The organism is Mesorhizobium sophorae (genome assembly GCF_002270415.1).
GTDB classification, from domain to species: Bacteria; Pseudomonadota; Alphaproteobacteria; order Rhizobiales; family Rhizobiaceae; genus Mesorhizobium; species Mesorhizobium sophorae.
In genome coordinates this window covers 501,721-526,886 of the sequence record NZ_NNRI01000022.1, presented here as the reverse complement: position 1 = coordinate 526,886, position 25,166 = coordinate 501,721, and the positions used below count along the sequence as shown (strand labels likewise).

The window sequence follows — 25,166 nt, the reverse complement described above, 5'->3', positions numbered from 1 at the left end:
ACATCCCCTGACGGCGGCTTCGCCGTCGGGTCGGTCTCGGAAAACGGTCCCTCAGATCGGGCCGCTCAGCGTGTTGCAATCCGAAAGCTTGCCGCTCTTGTAGCCGCGCGCCAGCCAGGTTTGCCGCTGCTGCGAGGTGCCGTGGTTGAAGCTTTCCGGCACGACATAGCCTTGCGTCTTCTTCTGCAGCGTGTCGTCGCCGATCTGCTTGGCGGCGTTCAGCGCGCTTTCTATGTCGCCCTGCTCCAATATGCCTTTCTGCGCCGTGTAATGCGCCCACACGCCGGCAAAGCAGTCGGCCTGAAGCTCTATGCGCACCGACAGTTGGTTGGCATCGGCTTCGCTCATGCCTTGCCGCATCTGGTTGAACTTGCCCATGATGCCGGTCAGGTTCTGCACATGGTGGCCGACCTCATGCGCGACCACATAAGCCCGGGCGAACTCCCCCGAGGCGCCGAATTGCTGGTCGAGCTGCTGGAAGAAGGTCATGTCGAGATAGACCTTGTGGTCGCCGGGGCAATAGAAGGGACCGGCCGCTGCGGAGGCAAAGCCGCAGGCCGAGCGTACCTGGCCGCTGAACAGCACCAGCTTCGGGTCTTCGTAGGTCAGGCCCTGCGATTTGAAGATGCCGGTCCAGGTGTCTTCGGTCTCGGCCAGCACCGTGGCGACGAACTGCTTCATCTCGTCATTGGCGGGCGCACCCGCGCCGCTGTCCTGGCCGCCGCTGTCGTCGGTGATCTGGCCGCCACCGCCCGGCAGCAGGCCGCCGTCGCCGCCACCCAGGATCGTCGACGGATCAAAGCCAAAATACCATCCGGCCAGCACCACCAGGATGACGAGGAAGATGCTGCCGCCGCCCCCGGCGCGACCACCGATGGGGATGCGGAACTGACCGGGGCTGCCGCCGCCGAGCCCGCCGCCGTTGTCGCTGCGGTCGTCCTCGATATTGTCACTCTGACGACGGCCTCTCCAGAGCATGGCAACTCCTCGCGCTGCGAACTTCCCCATTGTTCCGGCATGGCCGGCTCAACCCAACAAACAATTATCCCAATGGTTGCACCAAGTCACAGCATTTTTCGAGACTGCATCCCTGCCGAATGGCGGCCTCGCCGCTCTGGCCGAGACCACGGAAGGCCTGTAGCATCGCCGCAAACGGAGGGGTGCGCGCGGTTTGAAGACGATCGGTGAATTCGTGTCGCTGCTCGCGGCCCTGCTCTGCCTTGGTCTCGCAAGTGCCGGCGCGGTGACGCTTGATTCCAGCGTTGCCGTCACCGATCCCGCAACCTTGCAGGCGCTTGAGCGCGGCGGCCTGTCGATCAGCCGCCTGCTGGGTCCAGCGCTCGGCCTCACCCGCGAGGTCGACAATCGCGGCCTGTTTTCGGTGCCGGCGCTGGCCACCGTCCGCGACACCGTCAAGCTTGAGATCGCCGACGAACCGAAGACCAGTCCTGACCCCTATGTCGCGGCCATGGCCAAGTCGAACGACACCAGCCAGAAATTCAATCCGAAATACATCGACGACGACGGGTCGACGCTCGACCTGACCGGCGTCGTCAACCGCATGGACCGGGGCTATCTTGGCCACACCGAATGCGGCGAGATCCGGCTGATCTACCGCTTCCACTATTCGGTCGCGGAAAAGCCGGTAAAGGGAAAGGCGGGCCAGCGCATTTCTTCGCGCCTGCCGCTGACCATGAGCCTGGTGTTCAACGCCAAGCCCACGCGGGCCCAGGCCCGCGCTTCAAGGGATTTGCCGAGCGCTACCGACGTTTCCTGCGCCGAAATCGCCAAGCGCTGGCTTGCCGCCGGGCAGAAGGATCTGCCGCCCGACCAGCTCGCGGCCTGGCTGCGCTCCGACGAAGGGCCGCTCTCCGGCGCCATGCTGAATTCGTCGCAGATCATGCGCCTTGAACTCAACATGCAGGTGCTCAGGCTATCGGCCTCGACGCGTCGCGATTTCGGCGGCCACGCCGAATATCTGCTGAAGATCTTCAAATGGGATCCGGCCACATCGAGCTTCTACGAATCGAAAATGGAGAACCAGATCGACCGGGCGATCGTGCTGGCCGACAAGCCGTCCTTCGCCAAGTGGCTGCTCACCGACCGCAACATCTACGACCTCGATCATGGGCGGCTGGTCATCGACGAAAAGTTCCTGGCCAAGAGCGCCGTCTCCGTAGCACCCGGCGGCCTGAGCCGGTCGCAGAACAACATCGCTTATGGGCTGGTCGACGACGCCGATATCGACAAGGCGCTGAAGGACTACGTTGCCAGGGGCAACACGCTCTCCTCCGTCAAGTCGGTGGCCGGCTTCGAACTGCGGCTCAATGAGATGACCTGCACCGGCTGCCACCAGACGCATGGCATTGCCGGCTTCCACTACACCGGCGCCGACCCGGCCAGCGAACCGCGCCGTAATGCCGTCTTCGTGCCGGGCTCGGCCGTGTTCTTTGCCGACCTGCCCCGCCGCCGCGCCATCGTCGAGCAGTTGGCCGCCGGCGGCCATCCGGATTTCACGCGTGGCTTCGCCGCCCGTCCGGACCAGAAATACGCCGAGGCGCTGAAGGGCACCGACCTCTACGATGGCTGGGGCTCGATCTGCTATCGGGGCGAGGATTTGAGCTTCAAGGACTGGAGCTGCGGCGAAGGCTTGCGCTGCGCCGGCGTCCACGAGAGCGCCATCCATCCGGGCTTCGGCACCTGCGTCAGCGAGGCCGGCACAGCGGTCGGTGACCCCGTCGAGTTCGGCGAGATAAAAATGTCGACATGGGGCAACGACCAGTATTGCCGGCTGTCCCCGGCCACCGCCAAGGCATGCGCCATCGATCCGGCGCGGGACAAGAAGCCGCCGGTCAAGCTCGCCGGCTATGGCGCCGCACGCCAGCGCTACGACAATCCGCAGCAGAAGACCGGCGGCTTTCCCGGCGGCATGCTGCGCAAGGCAAGCTGTGACAAGCTTCCCGACGAGGCGACGTGCGGCCGGTTGGCCAAAACCGGTTTCAACGACTGCATTGCGTCCGGCAAGGACCACAAATTCTGCACCAAGGATTTCACCAAGACCGCCGGCCTGCGTGCCTGCGACAAGGCGCATCCCTGCCGCGAGGACTATATCTGCACTGCCGGCTATGATGACCTGCCTCAGGCCAAGCCTGGTGAAGGCACCTGCATCCCGCCCTATTTCATCTTCCAGTTCCGCGTCGACGGCCACCCCAGAAGCTGGGTGCAAGATGTCAGGGAGTGAGAGACCGGTTTTGCCGCAGGCAAATTGATAGGCCCAGTGGTCCGTTCAAAGGGCTCGAACGCCCGGGCCATAGCCTAGGGACAAGCGGTGCTGCCACAACAAAGGGTGCGGTTGCTACATCTCAGCAAACGGCTTTCGCCGACAATTGCCGATGTCTGCCCGACAGGCGCCTAATCCCTCTGCTTGGCGCCGGCGCTCTTGCCATCGGAGCTCTTCGAGCGCTCCTCGAAACGCGCGGCACCCTTCTTCAGGGGATGACCGGTCTCGGCCTCGGTCTTGCGCTCGTCCTTCGCCGCCGCCTGCTTCAGTCCCTTGGCCGCCTGCTTGCCCTTTGCGGTCGGTGCCTGTTCAACGCCCATCGCTTCCTCCCTTGGCGCGCACGTCAATCGCGCGGTGTGAGGAGCAACGTGCGTAACATCAGGTGGTTCCCGCGCGGCTTCGTCGTTCGGGAAACGCGGTGCTGACGCAGCTCAGCGCGCCGCCGTCATCGCCTTGCGAAACGCTTCGAGCGTCTCGGCGCTGACATGGTGCTCGATGCCCTCGGCATCGATGCGCGCGGTCTCGGCGCTGACGCCGAGCGAGCGCAGGAAGGCTTCCACCGTCTGGTGGCGGATGCGGCTCTCCACCGCGACCTTGCGGCCGGCATCGGTCAAGAACACGCCGCGATAGGGTTTTCTGGACACGAGGCCGTCGGCGCACAGCCTGGTCAGCATCTTGGCCACCGTCGGCTGGGCGACGCCGAGCCGTGCGGCGATATCGACCTGGCGCGCCTCGTTACCGTCTTCGATCAGGTCGGCGATCAGCTCGACATAATCCTCGACCAACGCGCTGCGGCGCGCTTCGCGCGTGTGCCTGAACCCCTCCGAATGGACGTCGGCGTCAGGCAGCGGCTTTTCGCGCGGGACCGGTCTGTTCTTCAGCGCCAATGCGCGCCCCTCCTGGGAGTTTAGCCGTCCATGCATTCATAGCACGGGCTCTGATTCTTCAGGCCGTTTATTTGCATTCCGCCACAGGCGCAACCTGCGTTGTCGGCGACCGTTCCCGCGCCAGGTCACGGCCCGAACAAAAAGCACCGACAATGAAATATAGCATATTGCATAATGTTGAGCCATGGCATAGCTTAGGATAACATCGACACGTCTCGCGGAAAGCCCCTCATGTCTGAAGTCGAAGCCACAGCCTCCCAATCCACTTGGCGGTTCGCCAGACCCGAGGAGGACGACCAGCCCAGCCTGCGCGAGGTCAATTCTTCCATCGCGGTTCCGAGTTCGGGCGTTTGGTTCCGCCGGCTGTTCGCCTTCATGGGCCCCGGCTACATGGTCTCGGTCGGCTATATGGATCCGGGCAACTGGGCGACCGACCTCGCCGGTGGCGCGCAGTTCGGCTACACGCTGCTGTTCATCATTATGCTCTCCAACCTGATGGCGATCCTGCTGCAGGCACTGGCTGCCCGCCTCGGCATCGCCACCGGGCGCGACCTCGCTCAGGCCTGCCGCGCCTACTATCCACGACCGGTCAACTTCATGCTGTGGATCGCCTGCGAACTGGCCATCATCGCTTGCGACCTGGCCGAAGTCATCGGCACGGCGATCGCGCTGCAACTTCTGTTCGGCATCCCGCTGATCGGCGGCGCCATGCTGACAGCACTCGATGCCTTCCTCGTGCTTCTGTTGATGAACAAGGGTTTTCGCTATCTCGAAGCCTTCGTCATCGCGCTCCTGATCATCATCTTCAGCTGCTTCGCCATCCAGATCTTTGTCGCCGCCCCGCCGGCCGGCTCGATCCTGCATGCAATGTTCATTCCGTCGTCCGAGATCGTCACCAATCCGGCAATGCTCTACATCGCCATCGGCATCATCGGCGCCACCGTCATGCCGCACAATCTCTATCTGCACTCCTCGATCGTGCAGACCCGCGCCTATGAGCGCACCGACAAGGGCAAGCGCGACGCCATCAAATGGGCAACGACGGACTCGACCATCGCCTTGATGCTTGCCTTGTTCGTCAATGCCTCGATCCTGATCGTGTCGGCGGTCGCCTTCCACGACACCGGCCACCAGGATGTCGCCGAGATCGGCCAGGCCTTCGAGCTGCTGTCGCCGCTGCTGGGCCTCGGCATCGCCTCGATCCTGTTCGCCGTCGCGCTGCTGGCTTCCGGCCTGAACTCGACGGTGACGGCGACGCTGGCCGGCCAGATCGTCATGGAAGGTTTCCTGCGCCTGCGCATCCCCAACTGGGCACGCCGCCTGCTGACGCGCGGGCTCGCCATCATCCCGGTGGTGATCGTCACCGCGCTCTATGGCGAAAAAGGCACCGGCCAGTTGCTGGTGTTGAGCCAGGTGATCCTGTCGATGCAGCTGCCCTTCGCGGTTGTCCCGCTGGTGCAGTTCGTCTCCGACAGGAAGAAGATGGGCAACCTCGCCATTCCGCGCGGCGTCGCCGCACTGGCCTGGGTGGTCGCCGCGATCATCCTGGTGCTCAACTTCAAGCTGCTCTACGACACTATGTTCGGGGTCGGCTGAGACCCGAAATCGGCTGCTCTGCTGAGAGATAGTCCGGCGACAAATCGGCAATCCGCGCTATCTTCTCCCGCGTCATGACCGGGATCGAAGACGTCAGGAAGTTCTACGCGAGGCTGATGGCCGCTAATGCCGGCTCGCCCGATCCGCGCCTGGAGGCGGTCTTCGCCGAGGTGCCGCGCGAAGCCTTCCTCGGTCCTGGGCCGTGGACGATCATCGCCGGCAACGGCAAGATCACGACGCCGAGCGCCGATCCGGCTCACATCTACCAGAACGTTCTGGTGGCGCTCGACAACGACAAGGGCATCAACAATGGCGAGCCGTTCCTGCACGCCATGTGGATCGGCAAGCTTGCGCCGAAACCCGGCGAAGCCGTTTGCCACATCGGCGCCGGCACCGGTTATTACACCGCGGCGCTGGCCAAACTGGTTTCGCCCGGCGGCACCGTCACTGCCTTCGAACTCGACAACAACCTGGCCGAGCTCGCACGACAAAATCTCGAAACCTATGGCAATGTGACCGTCGTCCATGGCGATGCCGTGACGACACCCTTGCCGCCATCCGACATCATCTATGTAAATGCCGGCGTCGCCGCGCCGCCGGCGGGATGGCTGAAGGCGCTGCGGCCAGGCGGCCGCATGATCTTTCCCTGGCGCCCGGCCGAGCGCGTCCCGTTGGCGGTGATAGTGACCCGCACAGAAAAAGGCTTCGCCTGCGACCCCTTCATGCGCTCATGGTTCATTCCATGTGTCGGCGCCTCGGTTGCAGACCCCGCGGCGAAGATCCCGACGCGCGACCAGGCCGCGCGCAGCCGCTCGATCTGGCTGACGTCGGACAAGCTGCCGGACCGCACCGCCACAGCGATCTTCGGTGAGGTCTGGTTCTCCTCGCGCGTCCTGGATGCCAGGCCTCGCAGGTGACGCATCGACGGCGGGCCCGCCAAAATGTTGCCAGCGGTGTCGGACGGGCGGGGAGTCACCCGTCCTTGGGCTGAAATCCAGCCGCGACGGCGTGGATTGAAGAAACCGGAGCATCGGAATGAGAAAGATCACCGCCGCGACATTCGTCAGCCTCGATGGCGTCATGCAAGCTCCAGGCGGTCCGGAAGAGGATCCGGCCGGCGGTTTCAGATTCGGCGGCTGGACGTTCCATTACTGGGACGACGCCATGGGCGCGTTCATGGGCGAGACCTTCACCAAGCCCTTCGACCTGCTGCTCGGCCGCAAGACCTATGACATCTTCGCCGCGCACTGGCCGTACCAGGGCAACGATCCGATCGCCGAAAGCTTCAACGCCGTCACCAAATATGTGGCGACGCACAGGCACGACACACTGACTTGGAACAACAGCCAGTCGCTGGGCGAGGACGTCGTGGCAACGCTGCGCAAGCTGAAGGAGCAAGACGGCCCGGACCTGCTCATCCAGGGTTCGAGCGACCTGGTCCAGACCTTGCTCGCCAATGACCTGATCGACGAGATCAGCCTGCTGATCTTCCCGCTGGTGCTGGGCAAGGGCAAGCGGCTGTTCGGCAACGGCACCATGCCTTCCGCCTTGAAGCTGACCCGCTCGCAGGCCTCCAGCACCGGCGTCATCATGGCGACGTATGAGCGTGGCGGCGAGATCAAGACCGGATCGTTCGCGCCGGAAAAGCCATCCGAGGCAGAGATCGAGCGGCGCAAGAACTGGAAGTAGCTGGACCTGGTTTCAAGCCGCCACCAGCCGCCGCGCCAGCCCTTCGCGGATATGCCGCGCGAATTCCTGTGCCGCGGGTCCGACACCGTGCCTCGGCAAATGCAGGTTGATGGCAAAATTCGGCAGCGGCGGCAGGCCTGAATCGAACGGCAATATGTCGAGATCGGCCGGCACGGTGGAGGCCAGCCATGTCGTGACCGCAAGATCCGAGCGCACCGTTGCTGTCGTCGCGTCGATGTTGCCGTTCTCGAACACGGTGCGCCATTCCAGCCCGTGCTCACCAAGCGCCGACAGCACCGCCGGCCGGAAGGCGCAGGTGTCGGCAACGATCGAAACCGGCAGCGGCCGCTTGGCACGGGCAACGCCGCCCTTGGCGCCGACCCAGACCAGCCGGTCTATGGCCAGGCACTCGCCGGCCGACGGGCCGACCCGTTCCTCGATCACCGCAAGGTCGATGGTGCCGGCCGCGAGGGCAGCGGCGAGCTCCGGTGACGAGGCACAGATCAGCGATATCTCGACCTGCGGATAGGTCTCGGCATAGCGCTTCAGCACCGGCGCCAGCAAGGTGCCGACAAGATCGTAGGGCACGCCGAGCCGCACCTGGCCGGCCACCGGGGTACCCGCCATGTCGGTCCATATCTCGTCATTCAAGGCCAGCAGCCGCTTGCCCTTGCCGAACAGCCGCTCACCAGCGCGCGTCAGCCGCAAACCCCGCCGGTCACGCTCGAACAGGCTGGCGCCGAGCGCCTCCTCCAGCCGCTTGACCTGCTGGCTGACGGCGCCTTGCGTCAGGTGCAGCGCATTGGCAGCCGCCGTCATGCTGGCCTTGTCGGCGACGGTGACGAAGGTGCGGATCAGTGCCATGTCGAGATTTCGGATCATACTTGCATTATGTCTGCTAATGGAAAGCATGGCAAACATTGCATTTACTGAAGTTCATGCGTGGCTAGGATTGCGATGTCCGACAATGCATGTCGCCCAAAAGTGCGCAGCGGTTTTGGGAGAACGAAATGCAGAAACATAAACTTGAAGCGTGTCGACACGCTTCAAAGGAAGCCGCATGCTCGAGCCGATCATCCCCCTCGTCCTGTTTGCGATCGTCGCCACCACCACGCCCGGCATCGCCACGACCCTGTCGACAGCGTCCGGCGTGCAGTTCGGCTTTCGCCGTTCCGTTCCCTTGCTCGTTGGAAGTGCCGCCGGCCTCGCCACGGTGACCGCCGCCGCGGCCGCCGGGCTCGCCGGCCTGCTGCTTGCGGTACCCTCGCTGCAACTGGCGATGAAGGTCGTCGGCTCGCTCTATCTCGTCTGGCTGGCGATCAAGATCGGTCGCAGCGGACCGCCCAACCTGGACGTCACCATGGCCAGTCCGAACAGCTTTCTCAGCGGCGCCGGCATTCAATGGATGAACCCCAAGGGCTGGGCGATAGGGCTGGGCGCGGCGGCCTCGTTCGCGGCTTTGGCCAGCGGCCCGCTCCAGCTTGCGCTGCTGCTCGGCGCCACTTTCGGCCTGGCAGCGGCTGCCTCGCTGTCGCTGTGGTGCGTGGCCGGGATGCTGCTTGCCCGGCTGCTCAAGACAGAATGGCAATGGCGCGCGCTCAACATCGTGCTGGCGCTGGTGCTTGCCGCCTCGATCATTCCGATGTGGCGGTCGGCCTGAACGCCAACCGCCACGCAGGGATCAAGCCGCGTAGCGTGCCGCCGGCTTGTTGGCATGCAGGCTGCCGTAGAAGGCTTGGCGCGCGCCGAGGAAAGTGTCCACCTTGGTGGCGTCGGCAAGCCCCGGCACCGTAACCGTTTCGCCCTTGGCCAGGCCGACAAGTGCGGCATCGACCAGATCATCGGCCGTCATGACGATTTCGTGCGGAAGGGTATCGATATCGCTGCCGGCGATCTCCCAGAAATCGGTCCGGGTCGCGCCTGGCAGCACCACCTGCGCCTTCACCTGCGTACCCGCAACTTCGCGCTGCAGGGCTTCGGTGAAGTTGACGACATAGGCCTTGGTGCCGCTGTAGATGCCGCCGAACGAGGTGTCGAAGGCAAGCACCGAGGCGATGTTGACGATGGCGCCACGGTTGCGCGCCACCAGACCTGGCAGCACAGCACGGGTCAGCCGCGTCAAGGCGATGACATTGACTTTGATCATGCGCTCGGCCGCGTCGGCGTCGGCGGTAGCCACCACTTGCTGGCCGCCAAGGCCGGCATTGTTGACCAGCAGCGTCACGCTGTCGTCGGCGGCGATCGCCTGCTCGACGCGGCGGACATCATTGTCGTCGGCGAGATCGGCGCTGATCACGCTGACCTTGCGGCCGTAGGCGTAGCGCAGCTTCTCCGCCAGTTCCTCGAGCCGGTCGGCGCGCCGCGCCACCAGCAGCAGGTCATAGCCTTGCCCTGCCAGCCTGTCCGCATAGACCGCACCGATGCCCGCCGAAGCTCCGGTGACCACCGCCGTGCCCTTGTTGCTCTGTCCACTCATTGTCCTGTTCCTTCTTCGACTGATTGCTTCGCTTCGGCTTTTGCCGCCGGCACCGTGGGCAACTGCCCTTGCCTTGCCGCCAAAGCCATCTGATTTCATTTAGTGGCATATACCACTATTCAGAAAATAGGCATATGCCACTATCTTGTCAATGATCGGGACTGAGATTATTTAAGGGTAAGCGGTCGGGCGTGATGCAGCCGTCGCCGAGAGAAAGAGCCGAGAGAAAAACATGTCGAAAGATGCCCTGCCCGGCCTGACGCTGTGCAACAACGCCATGCTGCGTCGCGCGGCACGCAAGCTCGGCCAGTATTATGATGATGTGCTTGCGCCTTCGGGCCTCAAGGCCACGCAGCAGGGCCTGCTTTACCAGATCCATATCGGCAACGAGCCGGCGATGGGCGCCATTGCCGCGTCCATGATCATGGACCTGTCGGCGCTTGGCCACACGCTGAAGCCACTGATCCGCGACGGCTATGTCGAGACTTTCGCCGATCCGGACGATCGCCGCATCAAGCGCGTGCGGCTGACGCCGCAGGGCCTGGTCAAACTCGATGAAGCGATGAAGCTGTGGCACGTCGCCCAGCGGCGTTTCGAGGACGTGGTCGGCAGGGACAAGGCGGAAAGGCTGCGCGCGGCGCTGGATGACATCGCCGCGCACGACTTTGATCTGCCGCCGGCCAGCTAAGCTGGCGGGCGATTCTATTCTGCCGGGACCGCCACCGGTTTCACCAGTCGACCGGCCAGTACGATGCCGAGCCCGATCAGCGGGAAGGCCGCGGCGATCAGGCCGAGATCGGCCGGCGCGCCATAGCGCAGCACGGCGCCACCGACCACGGCGCCCAGCGCCACGCCGAGATAGAGTGCTGAGCCGTTGAGCGACAGCACGATTGGCGCGGCGTCCGGCGCCAGCTTGATGATGCGGCTGGCCTGCGCCGGCGGGAAAGCCCAGCCGACGATGCCCCACGGCACCATCATCGCCATCAGCGCCGGCCCGGCAATATGGGACGGCAGGAAGGTCGGGATGACCGACAGCATGACCAGCATGGCTGCACTCAGCGTCAGCGACCAGCCGACGGTGCGCGTCGCGCCGAACCGGTCGGCTGCCTGGCCGCCGGCGATGTTGCCGATGACGGCGCCGACACCGAAGGCGAGCAGCATGCCGGGCAGCGCGATCTGGCTGAGCCCGCCGCCCTCGATGGCGAGCGGCGCGACATAGGCAAAGACGGTGAAGGCGCCGGTCAGCGCCAGAAGCGTCGTCAGGAGGATCGGCATCACGCCGGGACGCAGGGCCGCCGCCAGCCTGCGCTTCAGGGGCAGCCTGGTGCCGACGATGCCGCGCGGCAGCCGGTACCACAGGATCGCGCCGGCAAGCGCGCCTAGGCCGGCAATGGCATAGAACGTGCCGCGCCAGCCGGCGATCGTCGCAACCAGCGCACCGAGCGGCGCGCCGACCGCGACGGCCACCGTGGTACCACCGACGACGACGGCAATGGCGCGGGCCCGGTGATGGTCGTCGACAAGCGCCACCGCCGTGCCCTGCGCGGTCGCGGCGAACAGGCCGGACGACAGCGCCATGACGATGCGCGCGATCAGCAGAAGTTCGAAGGAGGAGCTCAGCGCGGCGGCAATGTTGCCGATGACGAAGAACACCAGCGTCCACAGGATGACACGGCGCCGGTCCCATTCGCCGGTCAGCGTCGCCAGGATCGGTGTGCCGACCGCATAGGCGAGCGCGAAGGCGGTGATCAGCGTGCCGGCAAGCGGAATGGAGATGCCGGCGTCCGCCGCGATGTCGGGCAGAAGGCTGGAGATGACGAAGCCTTCGGTCGAGATCGTGAACGATCCGAGCGCAAGCCAGAAGAGGCGCTTGTCCATGGGGCGTGTCCTTAGTTCAAAAGTTATTGAACAATTGGACATGGCAGGGCATGATGTCAATGAAGCCAGGGAAAATAGCAGCACCCTCCTGACAGCCCTGTGTCAGCACAGTCGGTCAGCACGGATCGCAACGGAAGAACGGCGTGTATGCGCAGAGCAGGATGGATGCGTTGAAATCGGCCCGAACTGTGCTTAGTTTCCAGCCATGACCTTGCCACACCCCAATACCGACCAGATCAGCCTGCCCATCGTGCTCGGCGTGCTCGGCGACCCGACGCGGCTCGCAATCGTGCGCTATCTCGCCAGCAAGCAAGGCGTGCCGCTGAACTGCAGCCAGTTCCTCGATCTCGGCTCCAAGACCAATCTGAGCTATCACCTCGCCAAACTGCGCGAGGCCGGCGTCACCCGCGCCGAGGTGGTTGGCACCAACCGGATGATCACGCTGCGCCGCGCCGACCTCGACGCCCGTTTCCCCGGCCTGCTCGACAGCGTCATCGCCGCCGCCGGAGACGATCCCGCACTGCCCGCGGTCGGCGGCCACGATCTTGAAGTTTCCGCCTGAGGTTCCTCTCCCCCGCCAAAGCGGGGGAGAGGTGGCCGCGAAGCGGTCGGAGAGGGGGCCTTTTCGTGGGCGGCACGTTTGAAGGAAAATCACCTCTTTGAACGATTGGGGAGCGCCAAGAGCCCCCTCTCCGTCTCAGCTTCGCCGAGCCACCTCTCCCCCACTTCCGTGGGGGCGAGGAACCCAAGTCCAGCCAGGTCCGCCCTTGCCGGCCAGTCATTCGCCACCCATCGGAGCCACCCAAGATGCGCATCGCTGTCCTCGCCGATATTCATGGCAATGTGCTGGCGCTGGACGCCGTGCTTGACGATCTGAGGCAGCGCGGCGGCGCCGACCTGACCGTTAATCTCGGCGACAGCGTTTCCGGCCCGCTATGGCCGCGCGAGACATTTGCGCGGCTGGAGGCGCTCAACCTGCCGACGGTGCGCGGAAACCACGACCGCCGCGTCGCCGCCGATCCGGCCAGTGACGAGATGTGGCCTTCCGACGCCTTTGCGCAGGAGCGGCTGACGCAGGCGCAGCGCGAGGCGCTGTTCGCGCAGCCGCTGGCGCTGGAGATCGCGCCTGGCATCATCGCCTTCCACGCCCGTCCCGACCATGACGAGAAATATCTGCTCGATGCGATCACCGATGGCCAGCTGGTGCGCGCGCCATTGGCGGCGATCCGGCGCCGGCTGAAGGCGCTTGACCCGGCCTGCCGCATCGCGCTGTGCGGCCACAGCCATCGGGCCGAGCTGATCCGCATTCCCGATGGTCCGGTCGTCTTCAATCCCGGCAGCATCGGCTGCCCCGCCTATGACGATGCGACGCCGCCGGCGCATGTCTCGGAGCAGGGCTCGCCGCATGCGCGCTACGGCATCGTCACCTTGGGCAGCGCCGGCAAGCTCGACCGCTTCGAGGCCATCGCCGTCGACTACGACCACGAGGCGGCGGCCAGACAGGCCGAACAGGCGGGACGCCCGGAATGGGCCCACGCGCTCAGGACGGGGTTCATGCCAGGCTAAACGCAACTGCGTTTATGCCGCCAGGCTAAATGCGCTTGCGTTCATGCCGAGGCTGGAACGCCCTTGCGTTCATGCCACCAAGGTCAAATTTTCGGGCTTACATGGCGGCGCGCCGTCGCTTATAAAACCGGCCGGGCATGCGACGGGCTTGATCCGTAGCGTGCACGGTGTCTTTGAGTATCAGCGCACGGCCGAATGATGAGGCGCACAGTTACGCTCCGAACAACCCTGCATGCGCTGATTGCCGCTCCGCTTCTGATGGCGGCCTGGCCCGCTGTTGGCCCCGCCATGGCCGAAGAATCGCCGGATCTCGTCATCTCCATCGTCACCGGCCTGGCGCCGGATGACCTTCTCAATATCCGCACCGCAGCGTCGCCGGTCGCCAAGGTCGAAGCGCGTCTGGCCGGAGGCGCCAGCGTCACCAATCTCGGCTGCAACGACATCAACGGCAACAAATGGTGCAAGGTCGAGAGCACCGGCAAGGACAAGCTGAGCGGATGGGCGCCGGCGCGCTACCTCATCCCCCTCAATCCGGCACCCTATGTCGAAGGCCAGGCAAGACCGGCCGACGCACCGATGGTCGCCTCCACTGGCAATGAGCCCGATCAGGCATCGGCGCCGGACAAACCACAAACCGGCGACCCCGCCAAGCCACAGCCGCCGATCGCACCGCCGCCCGACCTGGCGGCGCGTCTGGGTGGCGCGGGTCCGGAGGCTGGCACCGAAAGCACGCAGAAATCAGCCGTCGAAATCGGCCAAACGGCCATGCGGGATGCCTACGGCCTGGCCTTCGCGGTGCAGGAAAACCCGACGACCGGCGAGATCGAAGAGCCGCCGGCCGCGGCATCCATTGCCCCGCCGCCTGACTCACAAACCGTCGCGCGGCTGGAGCCGCCATCTGAGCATGCCACCCCATCTGACCACGCCACCAATGAAATTCCCTGCGCCCGCTATGTCGGCGAGCCGATGACCCGCTGCGCGGTCAGCGTCATGCGCGCCGGCACGGACAAGGCCGACGTCACCGTCACCTGGCCCGACGGCGGCACCCGCGTCATCTCCTTCGTCGCCGGCAAGCCGGCCGGCTCCGACAGGCAGACCGACTTCCGCTTCACCCGCGAAGGCACCCTCAACATGATCCGCATCGGCGTCTCCGAACGCTTCGAGATAACGGATCGGCTGGCGCTGGGGAATTAGCATTCTGTGGCGATATTGTTTGGCCGCGAGCGCCCCAAGTGTAGACCTCGGCGCCGCCCCTCATCCGCCTGCCGGCACCTTCTCCCCGTATAGTGACGGGGAGAAGGGGAGATGCCCGTAACGCCGGCGCCCCTATTCCAACGTTCGTGGTTGGCGAAACCGCAAGTGGCTGCGTCTTTCTCCCCGTCACTATACGGGGAGAAATGCCCGGTAGGGCAATGAGGGGCGGCGCAAACGGTTGGCAGGATGCAGTTTCGAGCCCAGCCCGTTTGCCCGGGCTGTAAAGCCCCGCACGAAGCCGCATTTTCGGGGTTACATCGGGCAAAACTCTTCCCTATAAGGCCCTCTTAGCCTGATACCAGAATCGCGAGCACAACCGGCCGGGTCTTCCCGTCCCGGTTTTTTGTGCAAGCCGCCCGCCGAACGGAACTTATCGCCCATGCCAAGACGCACTGACATCAAGTCGATCCTGATCATCGGGGCCGGCCCCATCGTCATCGGCCAGGCCTGCGAGTTCGATTATTCCGGCACCCAGGCCTGCAAGGCGCTGAAGGAAGAGGGTTTTCGCGTCATCCTGGTCAATTCCAACCCGGCCACCATCATGACCGACCCGGAACTGGCCGACGCCACCTATATCGAGCCGATCACGCCCGAAGTCGTCGCCAAGATCATCGCCAAGGAGCGGCCCGACGCGCTGCTGCCGACCATGGGCGGCCAGACCGCGCTCAACACCGCTTTGTCGCTTCGCCGCATGGGCGTGCTCGAGCGCTACAATGTCGAGATGATCGGCGCCGACGCCACGGCCATCGACAAGGCCGAGGACCGCGCGCTGTTTCGTGAGGCGATGAAGAAGATCGGGCTGGAAACGCCGAAGTCGATGCTGGCCAACGCCACCGACGTCAAGAACACCGACCGCAAGACGCACGAGGCCGAGCGCGCCGCCGTCAAGGCCGAGGCCCCAGCCGATCTCGACGCTGCGCTCGACGCGCTGGAAACCCGATGGAACCTCGGCGAAGGCGACCGCAAGCAGCGCTACATCAGCCACGGCATGGCGATTGCAGCCCAGGCGCTCGACCATGTCGGCCTGCCGGCCATCATCCGCCCGTCCTTCACCATGGGCGGCACCGGCGGCGGCATCGCCTACAACCGCGCCGAATTCTACGAGATCGTCCAGTCCGGCCTCGACGCTTCGCCGACCACCGAAGTGCTGATCGAGGAGAGCGTGCTTGGCTGGAAGGAGTATGAGATGGAGGTCGTCCGCGACAAGGCGGACAATTGCATCATCGTCTGCTCGATCGAGAACATCGACCCGATGGGCGTGCACACCGGCGATTCGATCACCGTCGCGCCAGCGCTCACGCTCACCGACAAAGAATACCAGATGATGCGCAACGCCTCGATCGCGGTGCTGCGCGAGATCGGCGTCGAGACCGGCGGTTCCAACGTGCAGTTCGCCGTCAACCCGGCCGATGGTCGCCTGGTCGTCATCGAGATGAACCCGCGCGTCTCGCGCAGCTCCGCTTTGGCTTCCAAGGCGACCGGTTTCCCGATCGCCAAGATCGCGGCCAAGCTCGCCGTCGGCTACACGCTGGACGAACTGGAGAACGACATCACCGGCGGCGCCACGCCGGCCTCGTTCGAGCCGTCGATCGATTACGTCGTCACCAAGATCCCGCGCTTTGCCTTCGAGAAATTCCCCGGTGCCGAGCCGGTGCTGACCACCGCCATGAAGTCGGTCGGCGAAGTGATGGCCATCGGCCGCACTTTCCAGGAATCGCTGCAGAAGGCGCTGCGTGGTCTCGAAACCGGTCTCACCGGCCTCGACGAGATCGAGATCCCCGGCCTCGGCCACGGGAGCGCGATTGCCAACCATGCCGACGACCGCAACGCCATCCGCGCCGCCTTGGGCACGCCGACGCCCGACCGGCTGCGCATGGTGGCGCAGGCGATCCGCATGGGCACCTCGCTGGAAGACGTGCACGCCATGTGCAAGATCGACCCGTGGTTCCTCGAGCAGATCGCCGGCATCGTCGCCATGGAAGCCCGCATCCGCGAGCACGGCATCCCGGGCGACGCCGTCAATCTGCGCATGCTGAAGGCGATGGGTTTTTCCGACGCCCGTCTGGCGTCGCTGACCAGGACCGATATCGACGTGATCGCGAAGGTCCGCGAAAAGCTCGACGTGCATCCGGTCTACAAGCGCATCGACACCTGCGCTGCCGAGTTCGCCTCGCCCACCGCCTACATGTATTCGACCTATGAAGTGCCGTTCGCCGGCGCGCTCGCCAACGAGGCGCAGGTCTCGTCGCGCAACAAGGTCGTCATCCTCGGCGGCGGGCCGAACCGCATCGGCCAGGGCATCGAGTTCGACTATTGCTGCTGCCACGCCGCCTTTGCTCTGCGCGATGCCGGCTATGAAGCGATCATGATCAACTGCAACCCGGAGACCGTGTCGACCGACTACGACACCTCGGACCGGCTCTATTTCGAGCCGCTGACCGCGGAAGACGTGCTGGAGATCCTGCGCGCCGAACAGGCCTCGGGCGAACTGGTCGGCGTCATCGTCCAGTTCGGCGGCCAGACGCCGCTGAAGCTGGCGGATGCGCTCGAGAAGGCCGGCATCCCGATCCTCGGCACCTCGCCCGACATGATCGATCTCGCCGAAGACCGCGACCGCTTCCAGAAGCTGCTGCACAAGCTTGGCCTCAGCCAGCCGAAGAACGGCATCGCCTATTCGGTCGAGCAGGCACGCCTCGTCGCCGGCGAGCTCGGCTTCCCGCTGGTCGTGCGCCCGTCCTATGTGCTCGGCGGCCGCGCCATGCAGATCATCCATGACGAGGGCATGCTGCAATCCTACCTGCTCGACACCGTGCCCGGCCTGGTGCCGGAGGACATCAAGCAGAAATACCCCAACGACAAGACCGGCCAGATCAACACGCTCCTGGGCAAGAACCCACTGCTGTTCGACACCTATCTCTCAGGTGCCATCGAGGTCGATGTCGACTGCCTCTGCGACGGCAAGGCGACCTTCGTCTCCGGCATATTGGAGCACATCGAGGAGGCCGGCATTCATTCGGGCGACAGCGCCTGCTCGCTGCCGGTGCACTCACTGCCTTCGGAGCTCGTGGATGAGCTGGAGCGCCAGACGGCGGCCCTTGCCCGCGCGCTGAATGTCGGCGGCCTGATGAACGTGCAGTATGCGATCAAGGACGGCACGGTCTATGTGCTGGAGGTCAACCCGCGCGCCTCGCGCACCGTGCCCTTCGTCGCCAAGACCATCGGGCGGCCGATTGCCAAGATCGCCGCCCGCATCATGGCCGGCGAGACGCTGGAAGATGCCTTCGCCCATTACGGGGCCATGCCCGACCCCAGGAACCCCGGCCACATCGCGGTCAAGGAAGCGGTGTTCCCCTTCGCCCGCTTCCCCGGCGTCGACATCTTGCTCGGCCCGGAAATGCGCTCGACCGGCGAGGTCATGGGCCTCGACCGCGACTTTGCGCTGGCCTTCGCCAAGAGCCAGCTGGGCGCCGGCGTCGACCTGCCGCGCTCTGGCACGCTGTTCGTCTCGGTGCGCGACGAGGACAAGAAGGGCATCCTGCCGGCGGTGAAGCGCCTCGCCGGCCTCGGCTTCAAGGTGATGGCAACATCCGGCACGGCCCGCTTCCTCGCCGAAAACGGCGTCGTCGCCGAGAAGATCAACAAGGTCCTGGAAGGACGCCCGCACATCGAGGACGCCATCCGCAACCGCCAGGTGCAGATCGTCTTCAACACGACTGATGGCCAGAAGGCGGTATCGGACTCCAAGTCGCTGCGCCGCGCGACGCTGATGCAGAAGGTGCCGTATTATACGACGCTGTCGGGTGCTGCCGCGGTGGCGGAGGCGATTGCCGCGCTGAAGGCGGGGAGCCTCGAGGTACGGCCGCTGCAGGAGTATTTTGCCTAGTCTAGTTTCCGTCCATAAACCTGCGTTTTTTACAGCGTTTACAATCGCTTATCCTCGGTTGGCAGAGCATTTGAAGGCATGCGACGGAACTACCGGCGCTGGTTTGGTCAGAGCGGTGCTACGAGCGCGATTAGGCGCACGCCCCGCGACCGGATTGGCCGGTGCGGGTGCGACTGCGATGCCTGGTCGGCGTCAGGTCGCTTTGAGGCGAATGAAGAGGACGAGGTTGTAGGCCACGACCGAGGACCAGACGTAGGTCTTGAAGTGGTCGAGGCCGCGCCAGGTGCAGCAAGCCAGGCCGTAAGCACGTTTGAGGCAAGAGATGCCAGCTTCGATGCCGGCGCGGAAGTTGCGTAGCTTGCGATAGACCCACTTGCTTCTGACCATGTCCTCGATCCTGAGGCCGGCTTTCTTGTGGAATGCCATGTCGGAGACGCCCCACGCCTTCGCTTTAACCAGGTTGTCGCGCGTGGCGAAGCCGCCATCGGCGGCGGCTTGCCGCGGCGCTTGACCATAGATGTCGATGTGGCGTTCCAGCATCGGCAGCAAGCGGTCGCTGTCGGCCGGGTTGCCTGCTTCGATGACCAGATCGAGGATCATGCCGCTCCTGCCGGAGGTCAGGTTGAGCTTGTGGCCGTATTCGGTGTCGCGGCTGCCTTTGACGATGATATCGGCATGCGGTTCGAACAGGCTGACCAACTTCTCGCGGGCCGGCACCGGCTCGCCGGCCAGCACGCGCCGCTCGCTCTGTCTGATGATGCGTTCGATCAGCGGCCGATAGTGACGAACCTGGGCCTGCCACAGTGCGATGGGCGGCGGAGTGCTCGCCTCGGCCAATCGCTCGGTCGCCTCCTTCAGATAGGCCAAGGTCGCGCGAGTGATTACGATCAGTTCGCGGTAGAGTTGGACGCGATTGGGTCGGCCGCGCGTGAACTGGATCTTGCGGGCGCGCTTCTTGGCTGCGCGGCAATGATCGCGCCATGATGCGCCAGCGCCGCCGACCAAGCTATCGGCCCGCTTCAGAAGGCGCACCATGACCCGCACGGCATCCCAAAGCAGGCTACTGTCGCTCGGCTCGTGCATGAGTGCCGAGGTCACGGTGCTGTCCAATCGCACGACCGTGCCGTCTTCGAGCTTCGCCTGCCGAGCGCCCGACAGGAGTGTCCGATTGACCTGTTCCCAGGTCTCGGGCCTGATCGCGCTGATCGTCTTTTGCAGCACCGACTTCTGCGGACTCCACGACCATGGCATCCGCGCAAAGGCACGAAACGAGGCGGAGTCCTCAAGATGGAACGCCAGCTCCTGATAGCTCAGCTGGCGGTATTGCTTGAGCAGCGCACAACGCAACACTGCTTCGGCGGGCAACCCTTGCCGTCCAGTGGCCTTGACGCCATCTCGACACAGGTCCCGCGCCACCAGCCCGAGTAGGTCGCGATGCTCATCCAGCCATTGCGACATCGCCTTCAGTTCATGGCCGATCTCGTGTGTGGCGAAAAGATCGAATATGCTCGCTTGGACGGTGCGTTCTTGGCGCATTGTCGGCTCCGGCGGTGGCAGATTGTGCTTTGGAATCAGTGGCATGAAACCAAAGTGTACCTGAAACCGCCGGGCCTTGCTTACGCAAAGCTCCGATTCACGTAATAATATCAATATATTGGCGTTTGTGGACGGAAACTAGTCTAGAGCGAAGCGGCGACGGCCTCGGCTTCGGCATCGGCGTCGTAATTCCAGACCCAGGCTCGTTCCTGCGGCTGAGCATCAAGCTTGCGGTCGCGGGCATGCAAATTGCCGCTGGCGTCATAGCGAGCACCACTCACGCGCGCCATGCGCTGGACGCCGGCAGTCCGCTCGCGCCGCAGCTGCTCGTAAATCAGCAGCGCCCGTGGGGCTGACTTGCGGTCTGCGTGGCTCAGCACGGTCGCCAAGGCAACCGCGTCTTCGATGGCCTGATTTGCGCCTTGTCCCAAATGCGGCAGCATTGGGTGGGCGGCGTCGCCCAGCAGGGTCAGGCGTCCGCGAGTCCAGGTTGCGAGCGGCTCACGATCGAACAGGCCCCACCGAAACGTCGTTTTCAGTTGGGCAATGACCGTCTCAACCATGGGGTCCCAGCCGGCGAACTCCCGGGCAAGGGCGGAGGGATCGCCCCGTGCCGACCATGACTCCTTCATCGGCTCGTCAGTCGTCACAAAGCCGACGTAGTTGATGAGCTGGCCGGCGCGCACCGGATAGATGAGAAAATGCTTGCCTGCACCAAGCCAGTTGCGCATCGCTCCCGGCGGCCACGAGACACCAGCCGCCGGGATCACCCCTCGATAGGCGACCGATCCCGAATAGAGCGGGGCGGACGGGGCGACGACGAACTGCTGAAGGGTAGAATGGATGCCGTCAGCGGCGATCACGACGTCGGCCGTGGTGAGCAAACCATTGGCGAAAGTGATGACGGCCTGCTCATCGTCCTGTTCGAAGCCGATACATCTGTGGCCGGTCTTCACACTATCGGCAGGTAGCCGATCGACGAACATTGCTAGCAAATCGGCACGGTGCATGCCGTAGAACTCGATTTGGCTGGCAAGCTCGGGGGGCCACATCGCAGCCGCATAGGATCCATCGGCGCGACGAAACTGTGGGTCGATCCATCTGGCCCCCGAGCGGATCAGCTCGTCGCCAAGGCCGAGCCGCCGAAGCATCCGGACACCGTTCGGTTGGATCACGACGCCGACGCCGACCTCGGCCAGGGCCGTCGCCTGCTCGTAGAGCCGGACGTCCATGCCACGTTGAAGCAGGGCAGCAGCGGCGGCGGCGCCGCCGATGCCGCCGCCAATGACCGCCACACGCAGCGGGCTCGTGCTCATTGCTCCGGCTCCTCAAGCATCGTCAGCCCTTGGCGGGTGCCCACCGCGGCCACGGTCAATATGGGCAGCCTAACGCCGGTGCACAGCGCAGGCAAACGGCGACCGTGTTGTAAGGCGTGCATCGTTGCCGAGAAAGTAGACAAAAGGGCATACGTGCGGCATCGCACTTGGAGCCATACTCTGCCGGTATCTTGGCGATACGACCGTTGTGTGAGTACTTTTAAAGAAATCGGCTTGGATAACTCAGAGGGCAAATTGCCTCTGTTCCAGTACTGTGCAAGCCTAATGAATGGCATTTATCCGCTCGATTTTGGTCGAAAATTATAAGCGCTTTGAGCGCTTTACCGTGTCTTGCCGGCAAACAAATATTTTTGTTGGGCCGAACAATGCAGGAAAATCAACTGTACTGGACGCGCTTCGCATCTTTAGTGCGGTCCACCGATATGCCAGTCGTGCTCGTCCAATATATCGCGAGCACGATGGCTTTGGGGGATGTGCGACCTACGAGCTGGCGCATACGCTAATTGGCATTCCAATTGAAAACGTGGTCAGGAACTACGGCGACGACTTTGCGCGTATCTCAATATCGATCGACAACGGTTCTACGATCCATATCCGGTTGCACCCCGACCACGTAATTCTAGCTTTCGTCGAAACAGACCGGCGGGTTCCACGAACAAGCGCCGACTATCGGCGACTTGTGCCCATTAACCTAGTTATCGTTCCAACTTTATCTGCACTCGAGTCCGAAGAAGAGTACGTCTCCGACGAAACGGTTTTTCGAAATGAAACAACGCGCCTTGCGAGCAGAAATTTCCGCAACATAGTTATGCGAAAAAACGACGAGGAATTCGCTCGGTTTTCAAATCTAGTTTCTGCGGGATGGCCTAATATCGAACTGCAGCGCCCTGAGATCGTTCGCCATGGTCGCGCATACGTAAGTATGTTATATTCAGAAGATCGATTTCTTCGGGAAGTTTATTGGTCAGGATTCGGATTTCAGGTTTGGATGCAGATGACTTTCCAATTCTTACGGGGAGATGACCGATCGATACTGGTCCTGGATGAGCCAGACATCTATTTGCACCCCGATCTTCAAAAAAAGATGTTGAGGATAGCGAAGGAGCGTTTCGGTCAGATATTTATAGCAACACATTCTTCTGAAATACTAAACGAGGCTGACAGCGGAGACATACTTCTTGTGAATTCGGGGCATCGGTCGGCGCAACGTGTGATCTCTGACGATGCTTTTCGACGACTCTATTCTTATATAGGTTCATCTGAAAACGCCGAATTTGCGCGGCTAGCAAGAGCAGATCGAATAGTTTTCTTTGAGGGTGGCGACAAAAAGCTTCTGCGTAAACTGGCCGCAAAAGCTAGATTGGACGATATATTCCAAGACTCCAAGACAGTCTATCTCCAAACCGGCGGTTTTTCACAATGGACGCGGGTCAAGGAAGTTGACTGGGCGCTGCACAACATATTTCATCTTGATGTTCGGATAGCTGCGATCTTTGATCGCGATTATCGTTGCGTCGAGGAAGTCGACACCTTCAAGGCGAGCTTGGCTAACGAAAATCTTTGGGTCGATGTTCTTGGAAGGAAAGAGATTGAGAACTATCTCATCGTAACTCGACCTTTGGCTGCGGCAATCCAGCAACGATTATTGGCCCGGGGGCACGATCTAGATTTAGCTGAAATTCGACGGCGTGTCCTCCAGCTGACAGATGGATTCCGTGACGTCTGCCGCACCCAACAGATCGCTCACTACATAAGTCACCACGGTGATGTAGATCGTCATACGGCACTCCCTACTCACATTTCGCGTGCGAACCAACGGTTCGAAGAGAACTGGGACAACGAGGAAACCAGGTTCGCGATGCTTCCAGGAAAAGACTTCATCTCGGTGCTATCTGCGACCTTTCAGAGAGATTTCGGCGCATCAATAACTGCAAATCAGATCTTGGAAGAGATGACACAAGATGAAGTTCCCGCAGATATTATTTTGCGCTTGAACAACATGGCAGCATTCCTGCGCAGGTAAGTCACGTATATTAAACAGACAGGTTTTAGCCACTCAGGGTGGTCCCTGCCATCTTCTCGTAGTCCGGCAACCGCCAGCTCCGTCCGATACACTCATCCGCCTTCACTTAGCTCACGCCTCTTTTCCCCCAAGGGAGAGAAGGGGAAGCCTAGACTAGTTTCCGTCCACAAACGCCAATATATTGATATTATTACGTGAATCGGAGCTTTGCGTAAGCAAGGCCCGGCGGTTTCAGGTACACTTTGGTTTCATGCCACTGATTCCAAAGCACAATCTGCCACCGCCGGAGCCGACAATGCGCCAAGAACGCACCGTCCAAGCGAGCATATTCGATCTTTTCGCCACACACGAGATCGGCCATGAACTGAAGGCGATGTCGCAATGGCTGGATGAGCATCGCGACCTACTCGGGCTGGTGGCGCGGGACCTGTGTCGAGATGGCGTCAAGGCCACTGGACGGCAAGGGTTGCCCGCCGAAGCAGTGTTGCGTTGTGCGCTGCTCAAGCAATACCGCCAGCTGAGCTATCAGGAGCTGGCGTTCCATCTTGAGGACTCCGCCTCGTTTCGTGCCTTTGCGCGGATGCCATGGTCGTGGAGTCCGCAGAAGTCGGTGCTGCAAAAGACGATCAGCGCGATCAGGCCCGAGACCTGGGAACAGGTCAATCGGACACTCCTGTCGGGCGCTCGGCAGGCGAAGCTCGAAGACGGCACGGTCGTGCGATTGGACAGCACCGTGACCTCGGCACTCATGCACGAGCCGAGCGACAGTAGCCTGCTTTGGGATGCCGTGCGGGTCATGGTGCGCCTTCTGAAGCGGGCCGATAGCTTGGTCGGCGGCGCTGGCGCATCATGGCGCGATCATTGCCGCGCAGCCAAGAAGCGCGCCCGCAAGATCCAGTTCACGCGCGGCCGACCCAATCGCGTCCAACTCTACCGCGAACTGATCGTAATCACTCGCGCGACCTTGGCCTATCTGAAGGAGGCGACCGAGCGATTGGCCGAGGCGAGCACTCCGCCGCCCATCGCACTGTGGCAGGCCCAGGTTCGTCACTATCGGCCGCTGATCGAACGCATCATCAGACAGAGCGAGCGGCGCGTGCTGGCCGGCGAGCCGGTGCCGGCCCGCGAGAAGTTGGTCAGCCTGTTCGAACCGCATGCCGATATCATCGTCAAAGGCAGCCGCGACACCGAATACGGCCACAAGCTCAACCTGACCTCCGGCAGGAGCGGCATGATCCTCGATCTGGTCATCGAAGCAGGCAACCCGGCCGACAGCGACCGCTTGCTGCCGATGCTGGAACGCCACATCGACATCTATGGTCAAGCGCCGCGGCAAGCCGCCGCCGATGGCGGCTTCGCCACGCGCGACAACCTGGTTAAAGCGAAGGCGTGGGGCGTCTCCGACATGGCATTCCACAAGAAAGCCGGCCTCAGGATCGAGGACATGGTCAGAAGCAAGTGGGTCTATCGCAAGCTACGCAACTTCCGCGCCGGCATCGAAGCTGGCATCTCTTGCCTCAAACGTGCTTACGGCCTGGCTTGCTGCACCTGGCGCGGCCTCGACCACTTCAAGACCTACGTCTGGTCCTCGGTCGTGGCCTACAACCTCGTCCTCTTCATTCGCCTCAAAGCGACCTGACGCCGACCAGGCATCGCAGTCGCACCCGCACCGGCCAATCCGGTCGCGGGGCGTGCGCCTAATCGCGCTCGTAGCACCGCTCTGACCAAACCAGCGCCGGTAGTTCCGTCGCATGCCTTCAA

20 protein-coding genes are annotated in these 25,166 nt (G+C 63.2%); 12 read left to right on the top strand and 8 right to left on the bottom strand.

Going from position 1 to position 25,166, the window contains the following annotated elements:
* Positions 1 to 51 precede the first annotated feature (51 nt).
* Positions 52 to 978 carry a KPN_02809 family neutral zinc metallopeptidase gene (gene ypfJ, locus CGZ66_RS33615; RefSeq protein WP_095090962.1) on the bottom strand — a complete coding sequence of 309 codons (927 nt, stop codon included), beginning with the start codon at positions 976 to 978 and terminating at the stop codon, positions 52 to 54.
* Between the two features lie 193 nt (positions 979 to 1,171).
* On the opposite strand from ypfJ, the gene CGZ66_RS33610 reads away from it, so the two are divergent.
* Positions 1,172 to 3,241: a hypothetical protein gene (locus tag CGZ66_RS33610; RefSeq protein WP_095090961.1), complete on the top strand. Its 2,070-nt coding sequence runs from the start codon at positions 1,172 to 1,174 to the stop codon at positions 3,239 to 3,241.
* 170 nt (positions 3,242 to 3,411) lie between these two features.
* Here the strand turns inward: CGZ66_RS33610 and CGZ66_RS33605 are convergent, their stop codons facing one another.
* Positions 3,412 to 3,600 carry a hypothetical protein gene (locus tag CGZ66_RS33605; RefSeq protein WP_095090960.1) on the bottom strand — a complete coding sequence of 63 codons (189 nt, stop codon included), beginning with the start codon at positions 3,598 to 3,600 and terminating at the stop codon, positions 3,412 to 3,414.
* Between the two features lie 111 nt (positions 3,601 to 3,711).
* Positions 3,712 to 4,167 (bottom strand): manganese-binding transcriptional regulator MntR, encoded by a 456-nt coding sequence (gene mntR / locus CGZ66_RS33600; protein ID WP_167392353.1) that lies wholly within the window; start codon positions 4,165 to 4,167, stop codon positions 3,712 to 3,714.
* A 231-nt stretch (positions 4,168 to 4,398) separates the two neighbouring features.
* Between mntR and CGZ66_RS33595 the strand changes: the two genes are divergently transcribed.
* The 3 genes from CGZ66_RS33595 to CGZ66_RS33585 all read left to right on the top strand — a co-directional run bounded on the left by CGZ66_RS33595 (position 4,399) and on the right by CGZ66_RS33585 (position 7,452).
* Complete coding sequence (locus CGZ66_RS33595) at positions 4,399 to 5,763, top strand: Nramp family divalent metal transporter (RefSeq protein WP_095090958.1); 1,365 nt, start codon at positions 4,399 to 4,401, stop codon at positions 5,761 to 5,763.
* A 74-nt stretch (positions 5,764 to 5,837) separates the two neighbouring features.
* A complete protein-coding gene (locus CGZ66_RS33590) occupies positions 5,838 to 6,680 on the top strand; it encodes a protein-L-isoaspartate O-methyltransferase family protein (protein WP_167392352.1) in 843 nt (280 codons plus the stop codon).
* Between the two features lie 118 nt (positions 6,681 to 6,798).
* Positions 6,799 to 7,452: a dihydrofolate reductase family protein gene (locus CGZ66_RS33585; protein WP_095090956.1), complete on the top strand. Its 654-nt coding sequence runs from the start codon at positions 6,799 to 6,801 to the stop codon at positions 7,450 to 7,452.
* A 12-nt stretch (positions 7,453 to 7,464) separates the two neighbouring features.
* Here CGZ66_RS33585 and CGZ66_RS33580 read toward each other — a convergent pair whose 3' ends face one another.
* On the bottom strand, positions 7,465 to 8,334 hold the full coding sequence (locus CGZ66_RS33580; protein WP_095090955.1) for a LysR family transcriptional regulator: 870 nt from the start codon (positions 8,332 to 8,334) through the stop codon (positions 7,465 to 7,467).
* Between the two features lie 178 nt (positions 8,335 to 8,512).
* Between CGZ66_RS33580 and CGZ66_RS33575 the strand changes: the two genes are divergently transcribed.
* Complete coding sequence (locus CGZ66_RS33575; protein ID WP_095091713.1) at positions 8,513 to 9,112, top strand: LysE family translocator; 600 nt, start codon at positions 8,513 to 8,515, stop codon at positions 9,110 to 9,112.
* 21 nt (positions 9,113 to 9,133) lie between these two features.
* On the opposite strand, the gene CGZ66_RS33570 is transcribed toward CGZ66_RS33575, so the two are convergent.
* Positions 9,134 to 9,928 carry an SDR family NAD(P)-dependent oxidoreductase gene (locus tag CGZ66_RS33570; protein WP_095091712.1) on the bottom strand — a complete coding sequence of 265 codons (795 nt, stop codon included), beginning with the start codon at positions 9,926 to 9,928 and terminating at the stop codon, positions 9,134 to 9,136.
* A 232-nt stretch (positions 9,929 to 10,160) separates the two neighbouring features.
* Between CGZ66_RS33570 and CGZ66_RS33565 the strand changes: the two genes are divergently transcribed.
* A complete protein-coding gene (locus CGZ66_RS33565) occupies positions 10,161 to 10,616 on the top strand; it encodes a MarR family winged helix-turn-helix transcriptional regulator (protein WP_095090954.1) in 456 nt (151 codons plus the stop codon).
* Positions 10,617 to 10,630: 14 nt separating this feature from the next.
* Here the strand turns inward: CGZ66_RS33565 and CGZ66_RS33560 are convergent, their stop codons facing one another.
* Positions 10,631 to 11,806: an MFS transporter gene (locus tag CGZ66_RS33560; RefSeq protein ID WP_095090953.1), complete on the bottom strand. Its 1,176-nt coding sequence runs from the start codon at positions 11,804 to 11,806 to the stop codon at positions 10,631 to 10,633.
* A gap of 205 nt (positions 11,807 to 12,011) precedes the next feature.
* Between CGZ66_RS33560 and CGZ66_RS33555 the strand changes: the two genes are divergently transcribed.
* The 4 genes from CGZ66_RS33555 (at position 12,012) to carB (ending at position 18,509) form a co-directional block, all read left to right on the top strand.
* Positions 12,012 to 12,368, top strand: a complete 357-nt coding sequence (locus tag CGZ66_RS33555) for an ArsR/SmtB family transcription factor (RefSeq protein WP_095090952.1) — start codon at positions 12,012 to 12,014, stop codon at positions 12,366 to 12,368.
* Positions 12,369 to 12,613: 245 nt separating this feature from the next.
* The gene (locus tag CGZ66_RS33545; RefSeq protein ID WP_095090950.1) at positions 12,614 to 13,372 is read left to right on the top strand and encodes a metallophosphoesterase family protein; all 759 of its coding nucleotides are present in this window, start codon (positions 12,614 to 12,616) and stop codon (positions 13,370 to 13,372) included.
* 288 nt (positions 13,373 to 13,660) lie between these two features.
* Positions 13,661 to 14,566 (top strand): SH3 domain-containing protein, encoded by a 906-nt coding sequence (locus CGZ66_RS33540; RefSeq protein ID WP_342586893.1) that lies wholly within the window; start codon positions 13,661 to 13,663, stop codon positions 14,564 to 14,566.
* Positions 14,567 to 15,005: 439 nt separating this feature from the next.
* Complete coding sequence (gene carB / locus CGZ66_RS33530; protein ID WP_095090948.1) at positions 15,006 to 18,509, top strand: carbamoyl-phosphate synthase large subunit; 3,504 nt, start codon at positions 15,006 to 15,008, stop codon at positions 18,507 to 18,509.
* Between the two features lie 192 nt (positions 18,510 to 18,701).
* Here carB and CGZ66_RS33525 read toward each other — a convergent pair whose 3' ends face one another.
* Positions 18,702 to 20,045: an ISNCY family transposase gene (locus CGZ66_RS33525; RefSeq protein WP_095088125.1), complete on the bottom strand. Its 1,344-nt coding sequence runs from the start codon at positions 20,043 to 20,045 to the stop codon at positions 18,702 to 18,704.
* A 143-nt stretch (positions 20,046 to 20,188) separates the two neighbouring features.
* The gene (locus tag CGZ66_RS33520) at positions 20,189 to 21,340 is read right to left on the bottom strand and encodes an FAD-dependent monooxygenase (protein ID WP_206073831.1); all 1,152 of its coding nucleotides are present in this window, start codon (positions 21,338 to 21,340) and stop codon (positions 20,189 to 20,191) included.
* Positions 21,341 to 21,650: 310 nt separating this feature from the next.
* On the opposite strand from CGZ66_RS33520, the gene CGZ66_RS33515 reads away from it, so the two are divergent.
* Positions 21,651 to 23,405 (top strand): ATP-dependent nuclease, encoded by a 1,755-nt coding sequence (locus tag CGZ66_RS33515; protein WP_095090947.1) that lies wholly within the window; start codon positions 21,651 to 21,653, stop codon positions 23,403 to 23,405.
* Positions 23,406 to 23,700: 295 nt separating this feature from the next.
* Positions 23,701 to 25,044 (top strand): ISNCY family transposase, encoded by a 1,344-nt coding sequence (locus CGZ66_RS33510; protein WP_095088125.1) that lies wholly within the window; start codon positions 23,701 to 23,703, stop codon positions 25,042 to 25,044.
* The last annotated feature ends 122 nt before the right edge of the window (positions 25,045 to 25,166 follow it).

What these genes read in the sequence shown, in the direction of transcription:
- ypfJ (WP_095090962.1), bottom strand. Translation starts at nt 978, where the DNA reads ATGCTCTGGAGAGGCCGTCGTCAGAGTGACAATATCGAGGACGACCGC.
- CGZ66_RS33605 (WP_095090960.1), bottom strand. Translation starts at nt 3,600, where the DNA reads ATGGGCGTTGAACAGGCACCGACCGCAAAGGGCAAGCAGGCGGCCAAG.
- CGZ66_RS33595 (WP_095090958.1), top strand. Translation starts at nt 4,399, where the DNA reads ATGTCTGAAGTCGAAGCCACAGCCTCCCAATCCACTTGGCGGTTCGCC.
- CGZ66_RS33590 (WP_167392352.1), top strand. Translation starts at nt 5,838, where the DNA reads ATGACCGGGATCGAAGACGTCAGGAAGTTCTACGCGAGGCTGATGGCC.
- CGZ66_RS33585 (WP_095090956.1), top strand. Translation starts at nt 6,799, where the DNA reads ATGAGAAAGATCACCGCCGCGACATTCGTCAGCCTCGATGGCGTCATG.
- CGZ66_RS33580 (WP_095090955.1), bottom strand. Translation starts at nt 8,334, where the DNA reads ATGATCCGAAATCTCGACATGGCACTGATCCGCACCTTCGTCACCGTC.
- CGZ66_RS33575 (WP_095091713.1), top strand. Translation starts at nt 8,513, where the DNA reads ATGCTCGAGCCGATCATCCCCCTCGTCCTGTTTGCGATCGTCGCCACC.
- CGZ66_RS33570 (WP_095091712.1), bottom strand. Translation starts at nt 9,928, where the DNA reads ATGAGTGGACAGAGCAACAAGGGCACGGCGGTGGTCACCGGAGCTTCG.
- CGZ66_RS33565 (WP_095090954.1), top strand. Translation starts at nt 10,161, where the DNA reads ATGTCGAAAGATGCCCTGCCCGGCCTGACGCTGTGCAACAACGCCATG.
- CGZ66_RS33560 (WP_095090953.1), bottom strand. Translation starts at nt 11,806, where the DNA reads ATGGACAAGCGCCTCTTCTGGCTTGCGCTCGGATCGTTCACGATCTCG.
- CGZ66_RS33555 (WP_095090952.1), top strand. Translation starts at nt 12,012, where the DNA reads ATGACCTTGCCACACCCCAATACCGACCAGATCAGCCTGCCCATCGTG.
- CGZ66_RS33545 (WP_095090950.1), top strand. Translation starts at nt 12,614, where the DNA reads ATGCGCATCGCTGTCCTCGCCGATATTCATGGCAATGTGCTGGCGCTG.
- CGZ66_RS33540 (WP_342586893.1), top strand. Translation starts at nt 13,661, where the DNA reads ATGGCCGAAGAATCGCCGGATCTCGTCATCTCCATCGTCACCGGCCTG.
- carB (WP_095090948.1), top strand. Translation starts at nt 15,006, where the DNA reads ATGCCAAGACGCACTGACATCAAGTCGATCCTGATCATCGGGGCCGGC.
- CGZ66_RS33525 (WP_095088125.1), bottom strand. Translation starts at nt 20,045, where the DNA reads ATGCGCCAAGAACGCACCGTCCAAGCGAGCATATTCGATCTTTTCGCC.
- CGZ66_RS33515 (WP_095090947.1), top strand. Translation starts at nt 21,651, where the DNA reads ATGGCATTTATCCGCTCGATTTTGGTCGAAAATTATAAGCGCTTTGAG.
- CGZ66_RS33510 (WP_095088125.1), top strand. Translation starts at nt 23,701, where the DNA reads ATGCGCCAAGAACGCACCGTCCAAGCGAGCATATTCGATCTTTTCGCC.